General features: G+C 74.6%; 9 protein-coding genes. 8 read left to right on the top strand and 1 reads right to left on the bottom strand.

Annotated features, from left to right (window positions below; all coding sequences use genetic code 11):
• The first annotated feature begins 371 nt into the window (after window positions 1-371).
• The 8 genes from AB0953_RS32175 (at window position 372) to AB0953_RS32140 (ending at window position 23,356) form a co-directional block, all read left to right on the top strand.
• Window positions 372-653, top strand: a complete 282-nt coding sequence (locus AB0953_RS32175; protein WP_366863116.1) for an acyl carrier protein — start codon at window positions 372-374, stop codon at window positions 651-653.
• On the top strand, window positions 637-1,515 hold the full coding sequence (locus tag AB0953_RS32170) for an alpha/beta fold hydrolase (RefSeq protein WP_366863115.1): 879 nt from the start codon (window positions 637-639) through the stop codon (window positions 1,513-1,515). Before AB0953_RS32175 ends, AB0953_RS32170 begins: the two co-directional genes overlap by 17 nt.
• An 85-nt stretch (window positions 1,516-1,600) precedes the next feature.
• Complete coding sequence (locus tag AB0953_RS32165) at window positions 1,601-8,998, top strand: SDR family NAD(P)-dependent oxidoreductase (protein ID WP_366863114.1); 7,398 nt, start codon at window positions 1,601-1,603, stop codon at window positions 8,996-8,998.
• Window positions 8,999-9,104: 106 nt separating this feature from the next.
• Window positions 9,105-16,850, top strand: a complete 7,746-nt coding sequence (locus tag AB0953_RS32160; protein ID WP_366863113.1) for a beta-ketoacyl synthase N-terminal-like domain-containing protein — start codon at window positions 9,105-9,107, stop codon at window positions 16,848-16,850.
• 37 nt (window positions 16,851-16,887) lie between these two features.
• The gene (locus tag AB0953_RS32155) at window positions 16,888-18,498 is read left to right on the top strand and encodes a PfaD family polyunsaturated fatty acid/polyketide biosynthesis protein (protein ID WP_366863112.1); all 1,611 of its coding nucleotides are present in this window, start codon (window positions 16,888-16,890) and stop codon (window positions 18,496-18,498) included.
• Window positions 18,495-20,216, top strand: a complete 1,722-nt coding sequence (locus AB0953_RS32150) for an acyl-CoA dehydrogenase family protein (protein ID WP_366863111.1) — start codon at window positions 18,495-18,497, stop codon at window positions 20,214-20,216. Before AB0953_RS32155 ends, AB0953_RS32150 begins: the two co-directional genes overlap by 4 nt.
• Window positions 20,216-22,012, top strand: a complete 1,797-nt coding sequence (locus tag AB0953_RS32145) for an acyl-CoA dehydrogenase family protein (protein WP_366863110.1) — start codon at window positions 20,216-20,218, stop codon at window positions 22,010-22,012. The genes AB0953_RS32150 and AB0953_RS32145 overlap by 1 nt, the downstream gene beginning before the upstream one ends.
• A gap of 36 nt (window positions 22,013-22,048) precedes the next feature.
• On the top strand, window positions 22,049-23,356 hold the full coding sequence (locus tag AB0953_RS32140; protein WP_366863109.1) for an FAD-dependent oxidoreductase: 1,308 nt from the start codon (window positions 22,049-22,051) through the stop codon (window positions 23,354-23,356).
• On the opposite strand, the gene AB0953_RS32135 is transcribed toward AB0953_RS32140, so the two are convergent.
• Window positions 23,347-23,997: a MerR family transcriptional regulator gene (locus tag AB0953_RS32135; RefSeq protein WP_366863108.1), complete on the bottom strand. Its 651-nt coding sequence runs from the start codon at window positions 23,995-23,997 to the stop codon at window positions 23,347-23,349. The two genes, AB0953_RS32140 and AB0953_RS32135, sit on opposite strands and share 10 nt — an antisense overlap.
• Window positions 23,998-24,008 lie beyond the last annotated feature (11 nt).

The raw sequence follows: 24,008 nt of genomic DNA, 5'->3' as shown, positions 1-24,008 counted from the left end.
CGTATCCCTAGACCTGAACTCAATACGAACTGGAGGCGGGCGGCCGCGTCCCGAACCGCCCCCGGATCTGCTTGCAACCGCCCCCGGCCGCTGCCTAGTGTGCTGAACGAGGGCAGGGAACAGGTACGGGAGAAATTCCATCTCCGATTTCGGGCCACGGGGGGTTTGCGAAATGCCTCGCACCACATTCCTCCCGCCGGCCGGACCCGTGTCCCGCCGGCTCCACCGGACCGTGCACTGACCCGCGTTCCCGTATTTCCCCGGCGCCACCGCCGTGCACCACCCGCCGGCCGACCGGCGCCCCGGCCACCGGCCCCTCGCCCGCATTTCAGCACGGGCTTTTTCGGAATTCAGGACCAGGGAGGAACAACGTGCTCGTTGTGACGGCAGCAGAAGCCCAGCAGTGGCTCATCGAGAAGATTGCCCACAAGCTCGGGGTGGAGCAGAGCGAGGTGTCGCCCGAGCTGTATTTCGACGAGCTCGACCTCGACTCCACCGAGGCTCTGATCCTCGCCGGGGAAATGGAGAACTGGCTCGGATTCGAACTCGGCACCACGACGCTGTGGTACCACCCCACCATCAAGGACCTGGCCGCCTACATCGCGGAGGAGTCCGCGACCCGCGCCGAGGAACAGCATGCGGCTGCGTCCTGACCGCACGCCGGCGCCCGTCCGCCGGCTCCGCGCCGCCGACGGCGGCGCGGGCACGGTCTACCTGGTGCACCCCGGCGCACTCGACGCCGAGGTGCACCGGACGCTCGCCGAGGCGCTGCCCGAGGGCACCGGCCTCACCGTGCTCGACCTGTCGGCGCTCCCCGAGTACGGGGAGGCCGCGCTGACCGGCGGCCGCGCCGCCACCACCGTCGAGGACCTCGCCGGCCGGCTCGGCGACGAGTTGGTCCGCGCCCGCACCGCCGACGGCGCGGACGGCCGCCCGTACACCCTCGCCGGCTGGTCGTTCGGCGGCGTGATCGCCCAGGCCCTCGTCGAGCGGCTCCCGGCCGGGCAGCGCCCGCGCCGGCTCGTCCTGCTCGACAGCATCGCCCCCACCGATGCGTACAAGCCGTCCGACGAGGAGCTGAACCCCACGCTGCTCCTCGGCTGGTTCTCGCTGTACCTCGGGGCCAAGCGCGGACGGCCGGTGGTTCCGGACGCCGAGCGGCTCGCCGGGGCCGGCATCGAGGACGGCCTCGAGGCCGTGCTGGAGGCCGCCGTCGCCGGCGGCGCCCTGCGGGCCGACACGCCGGTGTTCGGGCTGCGCAAGCTGTACGACACGTACGTGGACGGCCTGCTGCGCAACAACCGGCTGACCGCCCCCTACCGGGCCGTCCCGTCGAGCGTGCCGCTGGTCCTCGTCACGGCCGAGGGCAGCCTGATCCCCGACGACCCCACCCTCGGGTGGGAGCCGCTGGCCCCCCACGGCCTCACCACGCACCGCAGCCCCGGCGACCACTACACCATGCTCAGCCGCCCGGACGCCGCCGCCGTGATCGCACGGCTCGTGCACGCCGCATGAGCCCGCTCCTGGCAGGCCCTTCTCCACGATGACCGGCGGACCCCGGCCCACGGGCCGATCGCCCCGAGACCTAGAGAGCTCTGTCGTGAATTCTCCGCAGCCCGTCAAGCCGCCGTCGGACAGCCACCTCGACCGCCGGCTCGCCCACGACCCCATCGCCATCGTCGGCCTCTCCGCCCTGTACCCGAAGTCGCCGGACCTGCGCGAGTTCTGGGCCAACGTGGTCTCGGCGGCCGACTGCATCGAGGACGTGCCCGACACCCACTGGGACGTGTCCGAGCACTACGACCCGGACCCGACGGCACCCGACAAGACCTACTCCCGGCGCGGCGGCTTCATCCCGGACGTGCCGTTCAACCCGCTGGAGTTCGGCCTGCCCCCGAACACCCTGGAGGTCACCGACGTCCTCCAGCTCCTCAGCCTCGTCGTCGCGCGCGACCTGCTGAAGGACGCCGGCGCCGAGCAGCCCTGGTACGACGCCTCCCGCACCGGCGTGGTCCTCGGCATCACCGGCGCCAACCAGCTCACCCAGCCGCTGACCGCCCGCCTGCAGACCCCCGTCATCAAGGAGGTCGTCCGCAGCTGCGGGCTCTCCGAGCGCGACGCCGAGGAGATCGCGGCCAAGTTCCGCCTCGCGTACGCGCCGTGGGAGGAGAACTCCTTCCCCGGCATGCTCGGCAACGTCGTCGCCGGCCGCGTCGCCAACCGGCTGGACCTCGGCGGCATCAACATGACCGTCGACGCCGCCTGCGCCAGCTCGCTGGGCGCGGTCCGCGCCGCCGTCAGCGAGCTGCTGGAGCGCCGCTCCGACACGATGCTGGTGGGCGGCTGCGACGCCGAGAACACCATCTTCATGTACCTGTGCTTCAGCAAGACGCCCGCCCTGTCGAAGTCCGGCAGCATCCGCCCGTTCGACAAGGACGCCGACGGCACGCTGATCGGCGAGGGCATCGGCATGCTGGCCCTGCGCCGCCTCGCCGACGCCGAGCGCGACGGCAACAAGATCTACGCGGTGCTGCGCGGCATGGGCACCTCCAGCGACGGCCGCTTCAAGTCCATCTACGCCCCGCGCGCCGAGGGCCAGATGGTCGCGCTGCGCCGCGCCTACGAGGACGCCGACTGCTCCCCCGCGAGCGTGGAGCTGTTCGAGGCGCACGGCACCGGCACCGCCGTCGGCGACGCCACCGAGCTGAAGGCGCTCACCTCCGTCCTCGCCGAGGCCTCCGACACCAAGGGCTACGCGGCCGTCGGCAGCGTGAAGTCCCAGATAGGCCACACCAAGGCGGCCGCCGGTGCGGCCGGCATGATCAAGCTGGCGCTGGCCCTGCACCACAAGGTGCTGCCGCCCACCATCAACGTGCAGGAGCCGAACGGCTCGCTGCAGCCCGGCGCCGGCCCGCTGTACGTGAACTCCGAGGCCCGCCCGTGGATCCGCCACCCGGAGCGGCCCAAGCGCCGGGCCGCGATCTCCTCGTTCGGCTTCGGCGGGACCAACTTCCACATGGTGCTGGAGGAGCACGGCGACGGCGCGGACCTGCGGCCCGCCCACCCGGTCGCCTCCGTCCACCTGTGGCACGCCCCCGACACCGGTGCGCTGACCGAGCTGCTCGCCGCCGGCGCCCCCGCCACCGGGGGTCCCGCCCCCGAGGGCAGCGCCCGCATCGCGCTGGTCGCCCGCACCGCCGAGGAGCTGGCCGCCCTGCGCGAGCTCGCGCTCGGACAGCTGCGCGCCCGGCCCGCGGAGGAGGCCTGGTCGCACCCCAAGGGCGTGTACTTCCGCCGCCGCGCCGCCGCGGCCGGCAAGGTCGGCGCGCTCTTCTCCGGCCAGGGCAGCCAGTACGTCAACCCCGGCAGGACCGCCGTGATGGCGCTGCCGCCGCTGCGGGCCGCCTTCGATGCCGCGAACCGGCAGTTCGAGGGCGCCGCCGAGGCGCTGTCGGCGGTCGCCTTCCCGCCGCCGGCCTTCGACCAGGCCGCCCGTACGGAGCAGGAGGCCGCGCTGCGGGCGACCGCCTACGCGCAGCCCGCCATCGGCGCCCTGTCCGCGGGCCAGTTCCGCTACCTGAGCGAGCTCGGGTTCACCGCCGAGGGCTTCCTCGGCCACAGCTTCGGCGAGCTGACCGCGCTGTGGGCGGCGGGCTCCCTCGACGACGACGCGTTCTTCGCCCTCGCCCGCGCCCGCGGCACCGCCATGGCCCCGCCGGCCGAGGAGGGCTTCGAAGCCGGTGCGATGGCCGCGGTGTCGGCGCCGGAGGAGCGGGTGGCCGAGCTGCTCGCCGCCCGCGAGGGCGTCGTGGTCTGCAACCGCAACGCGCCCGACCAGATCGTGGTGGGCGGGGCCACCGACGAGGTGGAGAAGCTGATCGCCGCCGCCAAGGACGCGGGCCTGCGGGCCTCGCGGCTGCCGGTGTCGGCCGCGTTCCACACCCCGTTCGTCGCCCACGCGGTCGAGGCGTTCCGCGGCAGCGTGGACGCGGTGGAGGTGTCCGCCCCGGCCGCCCCGGTGTTCGCCAACACCCGCGGCGCGGTGTACGGCGAGGACGTCGCCGCCAACCGGAGGATCCTGACCGAGCAGCTGCTGAACCCGGTGGACTTCGCGGCCCGCGTGGAGGAGATGTACGCGGCCGGGTTCCGGGTGTTCGTGGAGTTCGGCCCGAAGGACGTGCTGGCCAAGCTGGTCGGCCGGATCCTGGGCGAGCGCGAGCACACCGTGGTCGCGCTGGACGCCGGCCCCGGCAAGGACGCGGACACCGCGCTGAAGCAGGGCGTCGCGCAGCTCGCGGTGCTCGGCCTGGAGCTGGCCACCGCGGACCGCTACACGGCGGTGCAGGAGGTGCAGGCGGCCCCGAAGAAGGGCATGTCGATCCTGCTGAACGGCATCAACTACATCTCGCCCGAGCGCAGGGCCGCGTACCGCGACGCGATCGAGAACGGCTACCGCATCGCCGTCCCGACCCTGCAGGCCGCGGCACCCGCCCCGGCGCCCGTCGCGGCCTCCGCACCGGCAGCCGCGCCGGCCGCCGCGAAGGCGCCGGCCGCACCGGCTCCGGCGACCGCACCGACCGCACCGGCTCCCGCTCCGGCCGCCCCGCAGCCCGTACCGGCGGCAGCGGTGGCCGTGTCCGCCGCACCGGCCGCCACCGCCACGGCGGTCGCCGTCCGGCCGGCACCCGCCCCGGTCGCGGCCTCCGTCCCCGCACCGGTCCCGGCACCCGCGCCGGCGCCGGCCCCGGAACCCGCCGTCATGGAGACAGCCCACGTGGACAACGACCGCCTGGCCGATCTTGTGGCCGACCACCTTTCCCTGCACGACGACTATCTGAGCGGCCAGCTGCAGAGCGCCGAGCGCCTGACGAGCCTGCTCGAACGCGCCGCCGACCAGGGGCAGCTGAGCGAGGTCCTCGACGCGGTCAACGCCGTCAAGGAGCACGGCCTCGACATCGGCCGCAGCCACCTGCGGGCCAACGAGATCCTGCGCGACCTCGCGCAGCTGGAGCTCGGCACCGGCGCCGCCCCGGCGGCCGCGGAGCGTCCCGCCGCCCTGACCCGGCAGCCCGCGCCGGCCCCGCGCCAGGCGGTCGCCCCCGCCCCGGCCCCCGCCGCCCTGGCCCCGGCACCGGCCGCCCCGGCCCCGGCTCCCGCCCCGGCCGCCCCGGCCCCGGCTCCCGCCCCGGCCGCCCCGGCCCCGGCTCCGGCCCCGACTCCCGCCCTGGTCGCCGCCGCGGTGGCCGCGCCCGCCGCCGCCCCCCAGGCGCTCGCCCCGAAGGCCGCCCCGGCCCCCGCGCCGGCTGCTGTCGCGGCCCCCGCTCCCGCTCCGGCCGCCCCGGCTCCGGCCGTTGCCACCGGTCCTGGTGTGGAGGCGGTCCTGCTGGAGGTCGTCTCGGAGAAGACCGGCTACCCGGCCGACATGCTCGACCTCGACATGGACATCGAAGCCGACCTCGGCATCGACTCCATCAAGCGCGTCGAGATCATGGGCGTCCTCCAGGAGCGGGCGGGCGCCACGACCACCGCCGGACCGGAGCAGCTCGCGGAACTGCGCACCCTGCGCGACATCATCGGCATCATGGCGGGGTCCACGGCCACCGCGGCCCCGGCCGCCCCGGCCGCCGCTCCCGCCGCCGCTCCCGCGGCCGCCTCCGGGCCGGACGCCGGCGCCGTCCAGGCGGTCCTGCTGGAGGTCGTCTCCGAGAAGACGGGCTACCCGGCCGACATGCTCGACCTCGACATGGACATCGAGGCCGACCTCGGCATCGACTCCATCAAGCGCGTCGAAATCATGGGCGTCCTCCAGGAACGCGCCGACGCCACCGTCACCGCCGGCCCCGAGCAGCTCGCCGAACTGCGCACCCTGCGCGACATCGTCGAGATCATCGCCGGCGCCGCGGGCTCCGCGGCCACGACGGCCACCGCTCCCGCCGCCGCTCCCGCGGCCGCCTCCGGGCCCGACGCCGGCGCCGTCCAGGCCGTCCTGCTCGAGGTCGTCTCCGAGAAGACGGGCTACCCCGCCGACATGCTCGACCTCGACATGGACATCGAAGCCGACCTCGGCATCGACTCCATCAAGCGCGTCGAAATCATGGGCGTCCTCCAGGAACGCGCCGACGCCACCGTCACCGCCGGCCCCGAGCAGCTCGCCGAACTGCGCACCCTGCGCGACATCGTCGAGATCATCGCCGGTACGACGGTCCCCGCGGCTCCCGCCGCTGCGGCTGCGCCCGCTGCTGCTGCTGCGGCCACCGCTCCCGCCGGCCCCGACGCCGGCGCCGTCCAGGCCGTGCTGCTGTCCGTCGTCAGCGAGAAGACCGGCTACCCGGCCGACATGCTCGACCTCGACATGGACATCGAAGCCGACCTCGGCATCGACTCCATCAAGCGCGTCGAAATCATGGGCGTCCTCCAGGAACGCGCCGACGCCACCGTCACCGCGGGGCCGGAGCAGCTCGCCGAACTGCGCACCCTGCGCGACATCGTGCAGCTGATCGCGGGCTCCGCCCCCACGGCAGCCCCCGCCGCGGCCGCCGGCGCCCCCGCCGCCGCTGCCGCCGCCCCGGCCGACGGGCCGCAGCAGCCCAAGGCCGGCATCGGCCGGGCGCAGGCCGCCCTGGTCGAACTGCCCACGCCCGACCTGCTGGTCGATGCGTACCCGCAGGGCTCGGCCGCCCTCGTCGTCGACGACGGCTCCGAGCTGGCCCCGGCCGTCGCCGGCCGCCTCGCCGACACCGGCTGGCGGGTGCACGTGCTGCGGCTGCCCGGCGTCGCCGAGCGCATCACCGGCGCCGAGGACCACGCCCTGTCCGGCTGGGGCGTGACCGAGCTCGCCGAGCGGATCGAGGCGATCCTCGCCGACCGGGTCGCCCTGGTGGTCGACCTGTCCGCCGCGCACGGCGGCGAGTGGCCCGACGGCGTCCGCCGCCTGGCGCACACGCTCCTCGTCGCCAAGCACGCGGTCGAGCCGCTGACCGCGGCGGCCGGCTCCGGCCGGGCCGCGTTCGTCACCGCCACCCGGCTCGACGGCCGCTTCGGCCTCGGCGGGGTTCCCGAGGAGCAGGTCCCGGCGGGCGGTGTCGCCGGCCTGGTCAAGACGCTGGCCGTGGAGGCTCCGGCGGTGTTCTGCCGGGCCGTCGACCTGGCCCCCGCGCTCGATGTGCAGACCGCGGCCGCGCTGGTCGTGGCCGAGGCGTACGACGCCGTCACCGACACGGTGCAGGCCGGCCACGACGGCACCCGCCGCGTCGGCCTCACCCTGGCCGAGCAGCCGCTGACCGGCTCCGGCACCACCGGGGTTCCCGCGCTCGGCTCCGACGACCTGCTGGTCGTCACCGGCGGCGGACGCGGCATCACCGCCGCCTGTGTCGTCGAACTGGCCGAGCAGTACCGGCCGGGCCTGCTCCTGCTGGGCCGCACCCCGCTGGCCGACGAGCCCGAGTGGGCGCGCGGCATCGCGGACCCGGCCCTGAAGGGCGCGGCGGCCGCGCACCTGAAGGCGACGGGCGAGAAGCCGACGCCGAAGCGGGTGGAGCAGCTCAGCTCCGCGGTCATCGGCGCCCGTGAGATCCGGGGCACCCTGGAGCGGGTCCGGGCCGCGGGCAGCGAGGTGGAGTACCTGGCGGCGGACATCACCGATGCGGCTGCGACCGCCGCCGCGCTGGCCCCGTACCGGGAGCGCATCACCGGTCTGGTGCACGGCGCCGGCGTCCTCGCCGACCAGCTCATCGCCAACAAGAAGGCCTCCGAGATCGAACGGGTCTTCGCGCCGAAGCTGACCGGGCTGCGCGCGGTGGCCGCCGCCCTGCCCGAGGGGTCGCTGCGCCACGTGGTGCTGTTCTCCTCGGTGGCCGGCTTCTTCGGCAACCAGGGCCAGTCGGACTACGCGATGGCCAACGAGGTGCTCAACGCCTGGGCGTCCTCCTTCAAGCAGCGCAACCCCGGGGCCCACATCACCTCCCTCAACTGGGGTGCGTGGGAGAGCGGCATGGTCTCCCCGCAGGTCAAGGCCATCTTCGAGGAGCGCGGCATCGTCCTGATCCCGGTGGAGACCGGGGCGCGGCTGTTCGCCGAGCAGTTCTCGGCCGGCCGTGCGGACGACGTCGTGACCGTCCTCGGGCCGACGACGCCGCTGTCGGAGCCGGAGCGGCCCGCGGGCGGTGCGCCGGTGACGGTGCGGCGGTCGCTGGCCGCGGTGGCCGGGGATCCGGTCGTCGTGGACCACGTGATCGGTGACGCGCCGGTGCTGCCCGCGGTGGCGGCGCTCGGCTGGGCCATCGGCGCGGTGGAGCGCACCAGCGGCGAGGAGGTGCGCCAGGTGCGCGACTTCTCGGTCCAGAAGGGCATCGTCTTCGACGGCACCCAGCCGGAGCAGCTGACCCTGACGCTGACCCCGGCCGGCGACGGCTCGGTGCAGGCCGCGATCCGCTCGGCGGACGCGCAGGGCGCCGTACGGCCGCACTACGGCGCGGTGGTCTCCACGGGCGCGGCGCCCGCCGAGGCCACGGTCGCCGGACTCCCGGCGCTCGGCTCCGGGCGGGACGCGGCGGAGCTCTACTCGGACGGCACGCTCTTCCACGGCCCGGCCCTGCGCGGGGTGCGCCGGGTGCTGGCCGAGGCGGAGTCCCGGCTGGTCCTGGAGGTCTCGCTGGCCGAACTGCGGCCGGACGGGGGCGCCTTCGGCGGCTCGCGGTTCGCGCCCGGCACGGCCGACCTGCTGCTCCAGGCGGGCCTGGTGTGGGTGAAGCTGTTCCGCGGTACGGCCGGGCTGCCGCTCGGCGTGGCCCGCGCCGACCTGCACCACCCGCTGCCGGACGGGGAGCCCTTCCTGATCGTGGTCGAGCCGACCGCGGCGAGCAACGGAACCAGCTCCTCGCTCACCATCACGGCCTGCGCCTCCGACGGCCGCGTCCTGACCCGCTTCGACGGTGTCTCCGTGGTCTCCGCCCCCCAGCTGGCGGCCAAGTTCGCCACCCGGAACGGCATCAGCGGCTGATCCCGCTTCGTACCTGACGACGTAAGCGGTCGCGTCGGCCCGGACGGCACAGCACCACCCCGGCCGTCCGGGCCGGCCGCCCCTCAGAAGGGACCCCACAGCTCTCATGAGCAAGTACGCGATCGTCGGCCTCTCCTGCCTCTTCCCGGGAGCCGAGACCCCTGCCGCGTTCTGGCAGAACCTCAGCTCCGGGGTGGACAGCCGCAGGGAAGGCGGGGAGGAGGTCTTCGGCCCCGCCCTCGACACCCGGGACACCGACCCCCGGCACGAGATCTACTGCCGCCGGGGCGGCTTCATCACCGACTTCGAATTCGACCCGACCGGCTACCTGCTCGACGCCGGCAAGCTGTCCGGGCTGGACCGGATCTTCCACTGGTCGCTGCACGTGGCCCGGGAGGCGCTGCGCGACAGCGGCTACGCGGACCGCCCCGAGGTCCTGGCCCGCACCGGCCTGGTCCTCGGCAACTACTCCTTCCCCACCCTCGCCTCGGCCGAGGTCAGCGTGCCGCTCGTGCAGGAGGCCGTGCTCCAGGGGCTGCGCGAGGCCGGCCACCCGGCCCTCGGCGCCCTCGCCGACCCCGCCCTGCAGATCGACGCGAAGGCCCTGCACCCGCAGGACCTGCGGGTCAGCGGCTCCCCGGTCGGGGTGGCCGCCACCGCGCTGGGCCTGGGCGGGCCCCGCTACGCCCTGGACGCGGCCTGCTCCTCGGCCCTGTACGCGCTGAAGCTGGCCTGCGACCACCTCGCGGCCGGCCAGGCGGACCTGGTGCTCGCGGGCGGCGTGTGCGCGCCGGACCCCACCCTCATCCACCTGTCGTTCTCCGACCTCCAGGCCTACCCGCGCGACGGGTTCAGCCAGCCCTTCGACGACCGCTCCGGCGGCATCCTGACCGGCCAGGGCGCCGGCATGGTCGCCGTCAAGCGGCTTGCGGACGCGCGGCGCGACGGCGACCGCATCCTCGCGGTGGTCGACGGGATCGGCCTGACCAACGACGGGGCCGGTCGGCACCTGCTGGTCCCGCAGGGCGGCGGCCAGCTCCAGTCGTACGAACTGGCCTATGCGCAGGCCGGAATCGATCCGGCGGCCGTGGACTACCTGGAGTGCCACGCCACCGGCACGCCCATCGGCGACGCCACCGAGGCCGGGTCGGTCGCCGAGTTCTTCGGTGCGGCCGGCAAGACCCCGCTGATCGGCTCGGTGAAGGGGAACATCGGGCACCTGCTCACCGTCGCCGGGCTCAGCAGCATGCTCAAGGTGGTCCTGGCCATGGGCCACGGCCGCATCCCGCCGACCATCGGCGTGGAGCGGCCGGTGGCGTCCAAGGACGGCCTGGTCGGCGCCGCCAACCTGGTGCGCGAGGCCCGCGACTGGCCCGCCGGCGAGGGCCCGCGCCGCGGCGCGGTGTCCGCGTTCGGCTTCGGCGGCACCAACGCGCACGTGGTGCTGTCCGAGCACACCGGCGCGGAGGAGGAGGCGGCCGACGAAGACACGGCCGAGGCCGCGCTCCCGGCGCTCGACGTGGTGGGCCTGGGCGCGCACTTCGGCGCCCTCGACGGCGTGGACGCGTACGAGAAGGCCGTGCACAGCGGCGCCGACGCCCTCGTGGAGCTGCCCGAGCGGCGCTGGCGCGGGCTGGACGGGACCCGGGACGGCTCGTTGCACACCGCTGCCGGGGTGGACCCGGACGCGCTGCCGCGCGGCGCGTTCGTCGACGGGGTGGGCATCGACCCGATCGACCAGAAGATCCCGCCGACGGACCTGCGCACCTACAACCTGCAGCACGCGCTGGCCACGAAGGTGGCCGACGAGGCGCTGCTGGACGCCGGCTACTCCCGTACGGTGCCGGCCGGGCGGACCTCGCCCGAGCCGCGGCGCATCGCGGTGGTCGTGGCGATGGAGATGGAGCCCACCACCCACCTGCGGCTGACCCGCTACCGGCTCGGGCGGTTCCTGCGCGAGTCCTTCGAGCGGGCCGGGGTGCCGGTCGACGAGGAGCGGCTGCAGGCGCTGACGGCGGTGGGCCGCGACGCGGTCGTGGACCCGATCGTCGCCAACGAGGTGCTCAGCTACATCGGCAACGTGATGGCGAGCCGCATCTCCTCGCTGTGGAACCTGACCGGCCCGTCGTTCACCGTCTCCGCGGACGGCTCGGGCACCGCCGAGGCGCTGGAGGTCGCGCGGCTGCTGCTGCTCGACCCGAGCATCGAGGCCGTCCTGGTCGGCGCGGTCGACCTGGCGGGCTCGGCGGAGAACCTGCTGCTCTCCCCCGAGGTGGTCGCCGAGGCCGGGCTGACGTTCGGCGAGGGCGGCCGCGGCCGCCGCATCGGCGAGGGCGCCGGCGCGGTCGTGGTGACCCGGCCGGGCGGCGCCGCGCCCGGGGCGACGGTGTACGCCCGCCTGGAGTCCCTGGCGGTGCGGCACGCGGCCCCGGTCGACGGGGTGCTGCCGGAGGCCGACCGGGACGCGTTCGCGGCGGCTGCCGAAGCGGCGCTGGCCGCGGCGGGCGTCACCGCGTCCGACATCGGGTACGTGGAGGCCCACGCGGGCGGCACCGAGGCCCAGGACCGGGCCGAGATCGCCGCGCTCGCCTCGGTCTACCCGGCCGGTACGGCGAGCGTCGCCCTCGGCAGCGCCAAGGCGCAGATCGGCGACGCCGGGTGCGCGGCGGGCATGGCCGCGCTGATCCGGTCGGTGCTGGGCCTGCACCACGGCTACCTGCCCGGGACGCGGGGCTGGGACCGGCCGGCCGCGGACCTGGCCGGGGAGTTCGAGGCCTCCGGCCTGTACGTCCCCGAGGCCTCGCGGCCGTGGCTGCGCACGCGCAAGGACAGCCGCCGGTACGCGGCGGTGAGCTTCCTCGGCGCCGGCGGGGCCCACGGGCACCTGGTGCTCTCCTCGGACACCACCCGGGGCCGGGTCAGCCCCGCGGACTGGCGCCGCGCCGGCGGGCCGGTGCTGCTGCCGCTGGCCGCGGACTCGGCGCAGGAGCTGCTCACGCTGGTCGCCCTGCACCGGGACCTGATCGGCGAGGGCCGCGACCCGTACGAGCTCGCCCGCGCCGCGGCCCGCACCCTGCACGGCAAGGCGGTGCGCGCGGTGCTGGTCGGCAAGGACGCCGCCGAGCTGGTCGCGCAGCTGGAGCTCGCCGCCCGCGACCTGCCCGCCGTGCACGAACGGGGCGGCGAGTGGGCCACCCCGGCCGGCAGTTTCTCCACCGCCGCGCCGATCGGGCCGGACGGGCGGGTCGCACTGGTCTACCCGGGCGCGTTCAACTCGTACCCGGGCCTGGGCCAGGACTTCTTCCGGGCCTTCCCCGGCCTGCTGGACCGCTTCGAGAGCCAGGCGGACGAGCCGGCCCGGCTGATGCGGGCCGCCGCGCTGTACCCGCGCACGCGGGTGGCGCCGGGCCGCCGCGAGCTCATGGAGCTGGAGGCGCGGCTCGGCGAGGACATCCCGTTCATGCTGGCGACCGGCACCAGCTTCGCGATGCTGTACACCGACCTGGTGCGCGAGGTCCTCGGGATCCGGGCGCACGGCGGCTTCGGCTACAGCCTGGGCGAGTCGAGCATGCTGTTCGCCACCGAGTGCTGGCTGCCGGAGGGCCGCCGCGACGACCTGATCAGCAACACCCCGCTCTTCCGGGACCGGCTGACGGGGCCGCGGCGCACGGTCCGCGAGCTGTGGGACCTGCCCGAGGACACCCCGGACGCGGACGTGTGGGCCAGCCACGTGCTGCTGACCGACGCGGACACGGTGGAGAAGGCGCTGGCCGCCGGGTACGACCGGGTGTACCTCACGCACGTCAACACCCCGTCCGAACTGGTGATCGCCGGTGATCCGGCGCAGTGCCGCGCGCTGATCAAGGAGCTGGGCTGCCCGGCGGCCCGGTCCCCCGTCAACGCGGTGATGCACTGCCCGGCCGTGGACGCCGAACTGGACGGCCTGGCCGGGCTGAACGACTACCCGACCGGCTCGACCGGCGGCCTGGAGCTGTTCAGCGCCTACGACTACGGTGTGCTGCGCGACCTGGACCGTACGGGGGTCAGCCGCCGCATCGCGCACACCCTGCGCTCCGCGATCGACTTCCCGCGGCTGGTGCGGGGCGCGTACGAGCGGGGGTTCCGCTACTTCCTGGAGGTCGGGCCGAGCGCGACCTGCTCGCGGTGGGTCAAGGACACCCTGGGCGACGCCGCGCACGTCGCGGTGCCGGTGGACCGGCGCGGGGTGCCGGCCGCGCGGTCGGTCGCGCAGCTGGTGGCCCGGCTGGTGGGCCACGGCCTCGACGTCGACCTGGCGCCGCTGCTGGCCCCCGCCGGCGAGTCGGCCCCGGTCCTCGCGGCCCGCAACTCCCGCTTCCGCGTGGGCGGCGGCACCCCGGTGCCCGCCCGCATCGCCAAGGCCCTGGCGGCCGACGGGCCCGCGGCTGCCACGGCCGGCGCCGCCGACCCGGCCGCGGGCGCATCCGCCGCCGGCACCCCGGCCGGCCGCGCCCCGGACGCCGCCGGGGGCGCCTCAGCCCCGGCACCCGGCTCCCGGACCGGCGCGGCCCCGGCCGCACCGGCTGCCGGCGGCGCCCGTAGCGCCGCACCCCGGGCCGGCGGGGCCGCCGACCGGCCCACCACCCCGACCACCGCCCCGGCCGCCGGCGATCCCGCCGGACCGGCCACCGTCGCCCCGGCCGCCGCGGCCGCGGGCACCACCGCCCCCGGCAGCCCCGCCGGGCCCGGCAGCACCGCCCCGGGCGCCCCGCGCGCCGGGGAGGCCGCCGGACCCGGCAGCGCCGGTCCCGTGGCGCCGGCCGCTGCGGCGGCCCGTCCTGCACCCGTCCCGTCCGTACCGCCGGAGGACCCACGCCTCATGCCTGCCGACCCGACCCTGGCCGATCCGGAGGTCATCGCCTTCGACGGCGAACCGATCTCCTTCCTGCCGTGGGCGCCCCCGGTGCCCGCGGCCGTGCAGCCCGCTGCCGCCGTGCCCGCCGCGCCGGCCGCCCCGGCCGTGCAGGAGGCCCCGCTCCCGGCCGCCGCCGCGGCCCCCGCCCCCGTACCCGCACCGGCCTCCGCACCCGCCCGCCGTACCCGCCGGACGGCCGCTCCCGCGGCGGCCGGTGACCCGGCGTCGGCCGCGGCCGACCTGGTCCGCGACATCCGCCGCCAGATGGTCAGCACCCACTCGGTGGTGATGGAGACCCAGCGCATCCTCCAGGACGCCACGCTGAGCCGGGCCGAGGCCCTGCTCGACGGCGGCCCCGTACCGGCGGCGCCGGCGGCCCCGGCCGCGGTGACCGCGCCGCCCGCCCGGGCGGCCCTGCCCGCCGCCCCGGCACCGGCGGCCCCGGCCCCCGCGCCGCAGGAGGCGCCCCGCGTGGTGGAGGCCACGGCGGTGCTCCCGCCGGCCGCCCCGCACACCGGGCGGACCGGGCAGTCGCCGCAGGCCCCGCAGCCCGCCGCTCCCAAGCCCGACGGCGTCATCTGGGACGAGGCGGACCTGATGGAGTTCGCCGTCGGGTCCGTCGCCAAGGTCTTCGGCCCGGAGTTCGGCGTCATCGACGGCTACGCCCAGCGCGTCCGGCTGCCCGCGGAGCCGTACCACTTCGTCAGCCGGGTCACCGCGCTGTCGGGCACCACCCACGAGTTCAAGCCCGCGAAGATCACCACTGAGTACGACGTCCCCGAGGACGCCTGGTACGCGGTCGACGGCGGCGTGCCCCCGGCCGTCACGGTCGAGGCCGGCCAGTGCGACCTGCTCCTCGTCAGCTACCTCGGCATCGACTTCCGCAACAAGGGCGAGCGGGTCTACCGCCTCCTCGACAGCACGCTGGTCTTCCGCGGCAACCTGCCGCGGGTCGGCCAGACGCTGAAGTACGACATCTCGATCGACCGCTTCGTCCACAACGGCGACACCACGCTGTTCTTCTTCAGCTACAAGTGCTACGCCGACGGCGAGCTGATCCTCGAACTCCACGACGCGTGCGCCGGCTTCTTCAGCGCCGCCGAGCTGGAGACCCCGATCGGCGTCGTGATGACCGACAAGGAGAAGGCCGAGCGCGCGGCCCTGCCCAAGGGCTACTTCAAGCCGCTCGCCTACACCGACAAGAACCACCTGGACGCCGACGACCTGGAGCTCCTCGCCCAGGGCCGCCCCGGGGACGTCTTCGGCCCCGACCACGCCCAGGACCCCGGCATCAACCCGGCCCTGCGCCTGCCGGTCGAGAAGCTGCGCATGGTCGACGAGGTCACCATCGACCGCAAGGGCGGCCCGCGCGGCCTCGGCACGCTCAGCGCCGTCAAGAACCTGCAGCCCGACGCCTGGTACTTCGAGTGCCACTTCCCCGACGACCCGGTGCTCGCCGGCTCCCTGGTCGCCGAGGGGGCGGTGCAGCTGCTGCAGATCTACCTGCTGCACCAGGGCATGCACCTGACCCTGCCGGACGCCGCGTTCCAGTGCGTCACGGACACCCCGATCGAGGTGCAGGTCCGCGGCCAGATCACCCAGAAGCACACGCAGATCCGCTACGAGGTCGAGGTCATGGAGCTCACCCTTCTGCCCCGCGCCACGGTCATCGCGGACGTGCTGATCTACCTCGGGGACCTGCCGGTCATCCGCATGAAGAACCTCGGCCTGCAGGTCCGCGAGAAGCCGGGCACCCCGTACCGCCCGGAGGCCGGCGGCATCCCGCAGTTCCTGGGCCGCCGCAACCGCAGCGGCGAGGCCGCGATGATCAACGAGATGCACCTGGCGCACGCCGCCAAGGGCGACCTGGACATCGCGATGGGCCCCGAGTTCGAGGTCTACCGCACGAGCCGGGCCCCGTACATCCCCAACGGCGCCTTCCAGTTCGTCGACCGCGTCATGTCCCTCAAGGGCACCCGCGGCGACCTGCGCCCCGGCTCGGAGATGGTCACCGAGTACGACTCCCCCGCGGACGCCTGGTACTACGAGGAGAACTCCTTCCCCCACATGCCGAACGCCGTGTACATGGAGTCCTCCCTCCAGGCGGCGATCTTCCTCGGCTACTACCTGGGCGCCACGCTCAAGAACACCGACGAGCAGTACGCGATCCGCAACCTGGACGGCCGCGCCACCCTGGTCAAGGACATAGACCTGCGGGGCAAGACCATCCGCCACCACTCGAAGCTGCTGATGACCAGCGCCGTCACCGGCGCCGTGCTGCAGAACTTCTCCTACGAGCTGTCCGCCGACGGCGAGGTCTTCTACACGGGCGAGTCGCTGTTCGGCTACTTCAGCGACGCGGCCCTGGCCAACCAGGTGGGCCTGGACAACGGCACGTACGTCGCCCCGTGGATCGAGACCAACGAGGTCGACCCGGCGAAGGTCCGCCGCATCGAGCTCCCGGAGGGCGCCCCGGCGTTCACCGATCCCACCGGCGGCCACCTGCACCTGCCCGGCGGCCGCTACGCCCTGGTGGACCGGGTCGACCTGGTGCAAGGCGGCGGCCGGCACGGCCGCGGCTACCTGCACGGCCACCGGGCGATCCGCCCCGACGAGTGGTACTTCGACTGCCACTTCCACCGCGACCCGGTGATGCCCGGATCGCTCGGCGTCGAGGCGATCCTGCAGGCCCTGCGCCTGTACGTGATCGAGGAGAACCTCGCCGAGGGCTACGCGCGGCCGCGCTTCGCGATGGCCACCGACGTGGAGATGGCCTGGAAGTACCGCGGCCAGATCCTGCGCCACGACCCGGAGCTCAACTTCGACGTGCACGTCAAGGAGGTGCGCCGCGAGGAGGGCCGCCTGCTGGTCATCGCCGACGCGGAGCTGGCCAAGCCGGGGCTGCGCATCTACGAACTCACCGACGTGGCCATCGAGGTCCGTCCCACCGAGGCCTGACGGCCCGACAGCTGAGCCCAAGGAGCTTCGTTTCCCCATGGACACTCTCGAGACCCCTCTCCGGTGGTACGGAGAGCGCAATCCCAGCATCGACCCGGCCGGGATCTACCAGGTGCTGGCCGACCTGGAGCACCCGTGTTTCATCACGGTCACCCGTGAGGGCATCGGTGCCGCGGCCGGCGGGTTCGCCACCGCCGACGGCGACGGCCTGCCCCTGCTGGCCGCCGCGCAGCCCCTCGCGCCGGAGCGGCTGGGCTCGGCCGCGTTCCTCGCCGCGCACGGCGTGAAGTACGCGTACATGGCCGGGGCGATGGCCGGCGGGATCGCCTCCGCCGACATGGTGATCGCCCTGGCCAGGGAGGGCTTCCTCGCCTCCTTCGGCGCGGCCGGGCTGCTGCCCGAGCACATCGAGCGGGCCCTCGCCCGGTTCGCCGCGGAGATCCCGGGGCTGCCGTTCGCGGTGAACCTGATCCACAGCCCGAGCGAGGACCGCCTCGAGCGGGAGGCCGTCGAGCTGTTCCTGCGGCACGGGGTGCGCTGCGTCGAGGCGTCGGCGTACATGGACCTCACCCCGCACGTGGTGCGCTACCGGCTGGCGGGCCTGCGCCGCGACGCGGAGGGCCGGATCACCGCCGACAACCGGCTCATCGCCAAGATCTCCCGGCCGGAGACCGCGGAGCGGTTCATGCGCCCGGCGCCGGCCGCGCTGGTCACGGCCCTGCTGGAGCAGGGGCTGGTGACGGCGGAGCAGGCCGAGCTCGCCCGCCATCTGCCGCTGGCCGACGACATCACCGTCGAGGCCGACTCCGGCGGCCACACCGACCGCCGGCCGCTGCCCGCGCTGCTGCCGTCGATCCTGCGGCTGCGCGACACCGTCCAGCGCGAGTACCGCTACGCCGTCCCGATCCGGGTCGGCGCGGGCGGCGGGCTCGGCACCCCGGTCGCGGTGGCGGCGGCCTTCGCGATGGGCGCCGCGTACGCGGTGACCGGCTCGGTCAACCAGTCCTGCCTGGAGTCGGGGGCCTCGACGGCGGCCAAGGCGATGCTCGCCGAGGCCGGCATCGCGGACTGCGAGATGGCTCCGGCCGCCGACATGTTCGAGATGGGCGTGGACCTCCAGGTCCTGAAGAAGGGCACCTTCTTCCCGATGCGGGCCAAGCGCCTGTACGAGCTGTACCAGGCGTACGACGGCCTGGACGCGATCCCGGCCGCCGACCGGGCCAAGCTGGAGACCCAGGTCTTCCGGCGGCCGCTGGAGGACGTCTGGCAGGAGTGCGTGCGGTACTTCACCCGGCGCGACCCCGAGCAGCTGGCCCGCGCCGCCGACAACCCCAAGCGGAAGATGGCCCTGGTCTTCCGCTGGTACCTGGGCATGGCCTCGCGCTGGGCGGTGGTCGGCGAGGCGGACCGGGCGATGGACTACCAGGTCTGGTGCGGTCCGGCGATGGGCAGCTTCAACGACTGGGTGACCGGCAGCTACCTGAAGACCCCGGGCAACCGCCGGGTCGCCGAGGTGGCGCACCACCTGATGCGGGGCGCGGCCTTCCACACCCGGCTGGCCCAGCTGCGCAACGCCGGCGTGCACATCCCGGCGAGCGCGGCGGACTACCGTCCGGTGCCGCTGGAGACCGCGGGCGGGATGCCGTGAGCGCGCTGACCGCGGAGGCGCTGGAGGAGCTGCTCGGCGACCCGGCGGACGACGCCAATCCGTACGGGTTCGCCGCGGCCGTGGGCCGCGACGAGCGGGAGGAGTTCCCGGCCGCGTTCTGCGCGGAGCTGGCGCGGGCCGGGTTCCACCTGAACTACCTGCCCAAGGAGTGGGGCGGGACGTTCGAGTCCTTCGACCGCAGCCTGACGCTGGTGCGCTCGGCGGCCCGCCGGGACGTCAACATCATGCCGGGGACGATGTTCAGCATCATCGCGGCGACCTGCCTGCAGCTGCACGGCAGTGTGGAGCAGCAGCAGCTCGCCGCGGAGGTCCTGCGCGGCGGCGGCGCGGTGGGCTTCGCGCTCACCGAGGCCGCCCACGGCAGCGCCCTGCTGGCCAACGAGGTGTCCCTGAGTCCGGACGGCGTGCTGGACGGCGAGAAGTGGATGGTCGGGCTGGGCCTGCGGTGCGAGGCGGTGTACGTCGTCGCCCGCACCGGGGCCCGCGGCCCGGGAGCGTTCTCGGCGGTCCTGCTGGACCTGCGCGACGTACCGCAGGGGCAGCTGGAGCGGCTGCCCGCCGCGGCCACCAACGGGATGCGCGGGATCGACCTGGCCCGGCTGCGGTTCACCGGCTTCGCGGTGCCCGAGGGGGCGCGCGTGGGCCGGGAGGGCGAGGGGCTGGAGGCGGCCGTCAAGGCGCAGCAGGCGGTCCGGCTGATGAGCATGGCCGGCAGCCTGGGCATCGCGGACAGCGCGGTCCGCCTGGCCCTGGACTTCGCCGTCGGGCGCAAGGTCGGCCGGGCGCAGCTGGCGTCCTCGCCGTGGCCGCGGCGCGAGCTGTCGGTCGCGGCGGCCGCCCTGCTGGCGGCGGACGTGGCGGCGCTGACGGCGGCCCGCGGGGTGCACGTGGTGCCGGAGGCGTTCTCGGTGTGGGCGCTGTCCGCCAAGCACGTGGTGGCGGAGGCCTCGGACGAGCTGGTCCGGCGGGCGGGCGCGGTGCTGGCCACGCGCTCGGTCCTGCGGGAGGGCGAGCGGGGGGCCGGGCTGTTCCAGAAGCTCCAGCGGGACTCCGCGGTGGTCCGGGTGATCGACGCGAGCACGCTGGCCAACCTCAAGTCGTACGCGGGCCAGGTCCCCACCCTGACGGAGGGGCCGGCCCCGGCCGATCCGGCGGCGCTGGCCACGGTGTTCGGCCTCGGCTCACCGCTGCCCGCGTACGAGCCGGCCCGCCTCGACATGTTCGCCCGCGGGGTGGACCCGGTGCTGGCGGGCCTGCCGGAGGCGGCGGCCGCCGTGTCCGGGGCCCTGGCCGGCGGGGAGGACGCCGGGGTCGCCGCCCTGGTGGACGGGCTCGCCGAGGGCGTCGCCGGGCTGGGCGCCCTGACGCGGGCGGCCCGCGGGCCCGGCGCCGATCCCAACGCCCTGGTGGACGCGGCCGAGCGGTACGCGTGGCTGCACGCGGCCGCCTGCGCGGTCCACCTGTGGCGGGCCAACCCCGACCGCGCGCTGTACGGCACGGAGCCGGGCTCCGCCGGCTGGCTGGGCGCGGTCCTCGGATACCTGCTGGCCCGCGCCGACGGCACCGATCCGCGGCGCAGCGGCGCGCTGCTGGAGCCCGCGCTCGACGCGGCGCTGGCGCTGCGGGAGTCCGGCCGGCTGTTCACCGCCCTGCCCGTGCGGCTGGCGGGGGCCTCGAACCGACAGGAAGAGTCCTGATGTCCAAGTCCGATCTGACCGCACTCGCCGCGGAGCTCGAGGCCTACCTCGGCGACCCGCACGACCCGGACAGCCGGATGCCGTTCTCCGGGGTGCTGGAGTTCGACGAGAGCGGCGCGTACCCGGTGCACTACGTCAACCTGCTGCGCCGCTGGGGCGCGCACCTGCGGGGCCTGCCGGCCGAGCAGGGGGGCCTGGCGGGCAACGTGGAGACCGGCGTGAACCTGATGCGCCTGGTCGCCCGGCGCGACCCGTCGACGGCCGTGGGCACGGCGCTGAACAACCTCAGCTTCATGCCCGCCTGGATCACCGGCACGGAGGAGCAGAAGCGCGCCCTGATCGCGGACATGCGCCGCGGCAGCTCGATGTCCTGGGGGCTGTCGGAGCGCGTCCACGGCAGCGACCTCGTCGCCAACGAGGTGCGGGCCGAGAAGACCGAGGGCGGCTGGCTGCTGACCGGCGAGAAGTGGCCGATCGGCAATGCGACGGTCGCCGACAAGATGGTCGTCTTCGCCCGCACCGGCGAGCGCCCGGGACCTGCCGCGTACTCGCTGTTCGTCGTGGACAAGTGGGCGGCCGACGCCGGCACGATCGAGGACACCCCCTTCGAGAACCTGTACGGGGTGCGGGCCCTGGACCTCAGCGGCGTCCGCTTCGACGGCGCCTTCGTGCCCGATTCGGCGATGCTCGGCGGCCGCGGGCAGGGCCTGGAGATCGCGCTGAAGGCCAGCCAGACGGCGCGCGTGGTGCTGATGCACCTGGCGCTGGCGGCCGTGGACACGAGCCTGCGCCTGGCCATGGACTTCGCCGAGGGCCGGGTGCTGCTGGGCGACACGATCGCCGACGTGCCGTACACCCGGCGCCAGCTGGCGGAGGCCTTCGCCGACCTGATGCTGGCGGACGCGGTGTTCCTGGGCGCGACGCGCAGCCTGCAGGCGGCGCCCGAGCAGGTCAGCGTCTGGTCCTCGGTGATCAAGTACCTGGTGCCGACGAAGCTGCAGAGGACCCTGTCGCAGCTGACGGTGGTGCTGGGCGCGCGGACGTTCGTACGCGACCACCCGCACTACGGCATGCACCAGAAGATGGTCCGCGACATCCTGATCACCGACATCGCCGACGGCAACACGGTGGTCAACCTGCGCAACCTCGGCCACCAGCTGGGCAGCCTGCTGGCCTCGGCGGCCGATCCGGACCCGGCGGCCGTCGCGGTGGCCGAGGAGCGGGCCGCGACCCTGTTCGGGATGGACACCGGGCTGCCGGCGTACGCGCCGTGGAAGCAGGAGCTGTTCAGCCGCGGCGGCCTGGACGACGCGGTGCTGGCCGCGCCGGACGGGGTGCGCCGGCTGCGCGCGCTCGCGGGCTCGGCCAAGGAGGGCGAGCGCGAGCGGCTGCTGGCCGCGGCGGACGTGGCCGAGGAGCTGATCGGCCGGACCGGCTCCCTGAACGAGCGCGCCAAGGACCTCAAGGCGCGGCTGGGGCGGGCGTACGGGCAGTCCCCGGAGCTGTTCGACCTGGCCAAGGAGTACTGCCTGGTGCACGCGGCGGCCGCGGTCGTGCTCGCGTACGTGCACTCGCAGGAGGCCCTGGAGGACCCGCTTCCGAGCGCCGCTCTACTGCTGCTCCAGTTGGAGCGCGTACGCAGGGAGTTGTACCCGCACGAGGCGGTCACGGACCAGTCCGTGATCGACGAGGTGATGCAGGTGCTGCGGCATCTGCACCGGGAGAACCGGCTGTTCTCGCTCTGGCAGTTCCCGCTGGCCGAGCGCACCGCCGATCTCTCCGCCGCACGCATCTGACACCGCCGTAGAACCTGACTGTGAAGGACGTCTCCCATGTCGCAGAATCCCACCCCCCGCGTCGCGATCGTCGGCGCCGGCGTCGCCGGGATCTCCGCTGCCTACCACCTGCGTGACCACGCACGGATCACGGTCTTCGAGCGGGAGGACCGGCTCGGCGGGCACGCCAACACCGTCGAGGTCGAGGAGAACGGCAAGGTCCTCGGCATCGACACGGCGTTCGTCGTCTTCAACCGGCCCGCGTACCCGAACCTCTTCGGCTTCTTCGAGGAGCTGGGCGTGGAGGCCGTCGAACACCTCGGCGGGTTCAACTTCTTCGACCTCGACAGCGGCCTGGAGTACGGCACCCGGGAGCTGGACCTGGGCGAGGAGGAGGTCGTCGGCCGCTACTCCGAGGAGTTCGTCACCATCTGGCGCGAGGCCCGCCGCTTCCACGAGGAGGGGCGGCGCGACTTCCTGCGCAAGAAGGCCGACATCCCGCTCGGGGAGTACCTCGACCGCGGCGGCTACAGCGAGGCCTTCCGCTACTCGTACGTCATCCTGCTGTGCTCGGCGGTGTGGTCCGTGCCGGCGGAGCTGATCTGGGAGATCCCGGCCTCCACGGTGATCGCCTTCTACCTGGGCCACGACGAGGGCGGCCTCGGCGGGCGCAAGGTCGACTGGCGCACCGTCGGCGGCGGCTCCATCTCCTACGTCCGCAAGGCGATCGCGGCGATCGGCGCCGAGCTGCGCACGGCCGAGCCGGCCACCTCGATCCGCCAGGACGCCGACTCGGTCACCGTCACGACGGCGAAGGGCAGCGAGACGTTCGACTACGTCATCGTCGGCGCCCACGCCGACGAGGCGCTGGCCCTGCTGGAGAACCCCTCCGCCCGGCAGAAGGAGGTGCTGGGCCCGGTGCGCTACAGCTCCTCGCGCGTGGTGCTGCACACCGACACCTCGGTGATGCCGGCGACCAAGGAGCGCTGGGAGGCCTGGAACTACGGCCAGGTCGAGGCCGGCGGCCAGGCCCGCCAGTACGTCGCGTACTACATGAACAAGCTGCACGGCTTCACGGCGGAGAAGGACTACTTCGTCACCCTCGACTACCCGCTGGAGGTGGACCCGGAGTCGGTGATCGCGGAGTTCCCGTACACGCACCCGATCATCGACATCAACGTCCGCAACCTCCAGGCCGACATCTACAACGTCAACGAGGGGACCCGGCTGAAGCTGGCCGGCTCCTACTTCCACTCCAGGAAGCTGGGCTGGGACCAGATCGGCTCGCACGAGGCGGCGTTCTCCTCGGGCGCCGAGGCCGCGGCCCAGCTCCTGAAGGAGATGAAGGAGCAGGCTCAGGGCTGAGCGGGGCCGGCGCCCCGCCGGGCCGCGGACTGGCTCTCCTGCGCCAGGCGGCGCAGGGCCAGCAGGACCGGCTCCAGCAGGACCGTCAGCACCAGGGCCCGCTCGGCCATCTCGAGCGGGTCCCGGAGGTCCTCGATCCCGTCGAGGTCGACGGCCGCGATCCGGCCGGCGAGTTCGGCGTACGGGAGCAGCCGGTGCCAGTCGTAGTCCATGCCGAGGTCGCCGAGGGTCTGGAGGGTCCGGGCGATGACCGCCTTGCCGGCGGCGTCGTCCGACACCCGCCAGCCCAGGGCGTCCAGCAGGGCGTCGACCTCGGCGAGGCGGGCGCCGTCGAGCTCGGCGTCCTTGTCCGCCTCGGCGTCGGCCGCCTCGGCGGTGGCGCCGAGGACGAGCCCGAGGACCTTGTGCGGGTCGTCCTCGCGCTCGTACACGCCGCCCAGGACCTCCTTGGCGGCGCCCACGCTCAGCCCCCGCACCCCGACCAGGGCCCGGACCAGCCGGAGCCGGCGCACGTGCGAGTCGTCGTACTCGGCCTGGTTCGGGGCGGTGGCACGTCCGGGCGGCAGCAGGCCTTCGCGGAGGTAGTACTTGATGGTCGTGATCGGCACCCCGCTGCGGCGGCTCAGCTCAGAGATTCGCATCGTCTTCCGTT

This window comes from Streptomyces sp. NPDC046866 (genome assembly GCF_040704625.1).
Classification (GTDB): domain Bacteria; phylum Actinomycetota; class Actinomycetes; order Streptomycetales; family Streptomycetaceae; genus Streptomyces.
The sequence above is the reverse complement of the archived record's forward strand: the minus strand, read 5'-3'. Positions and strand labels throughout refer to the sequence as shown.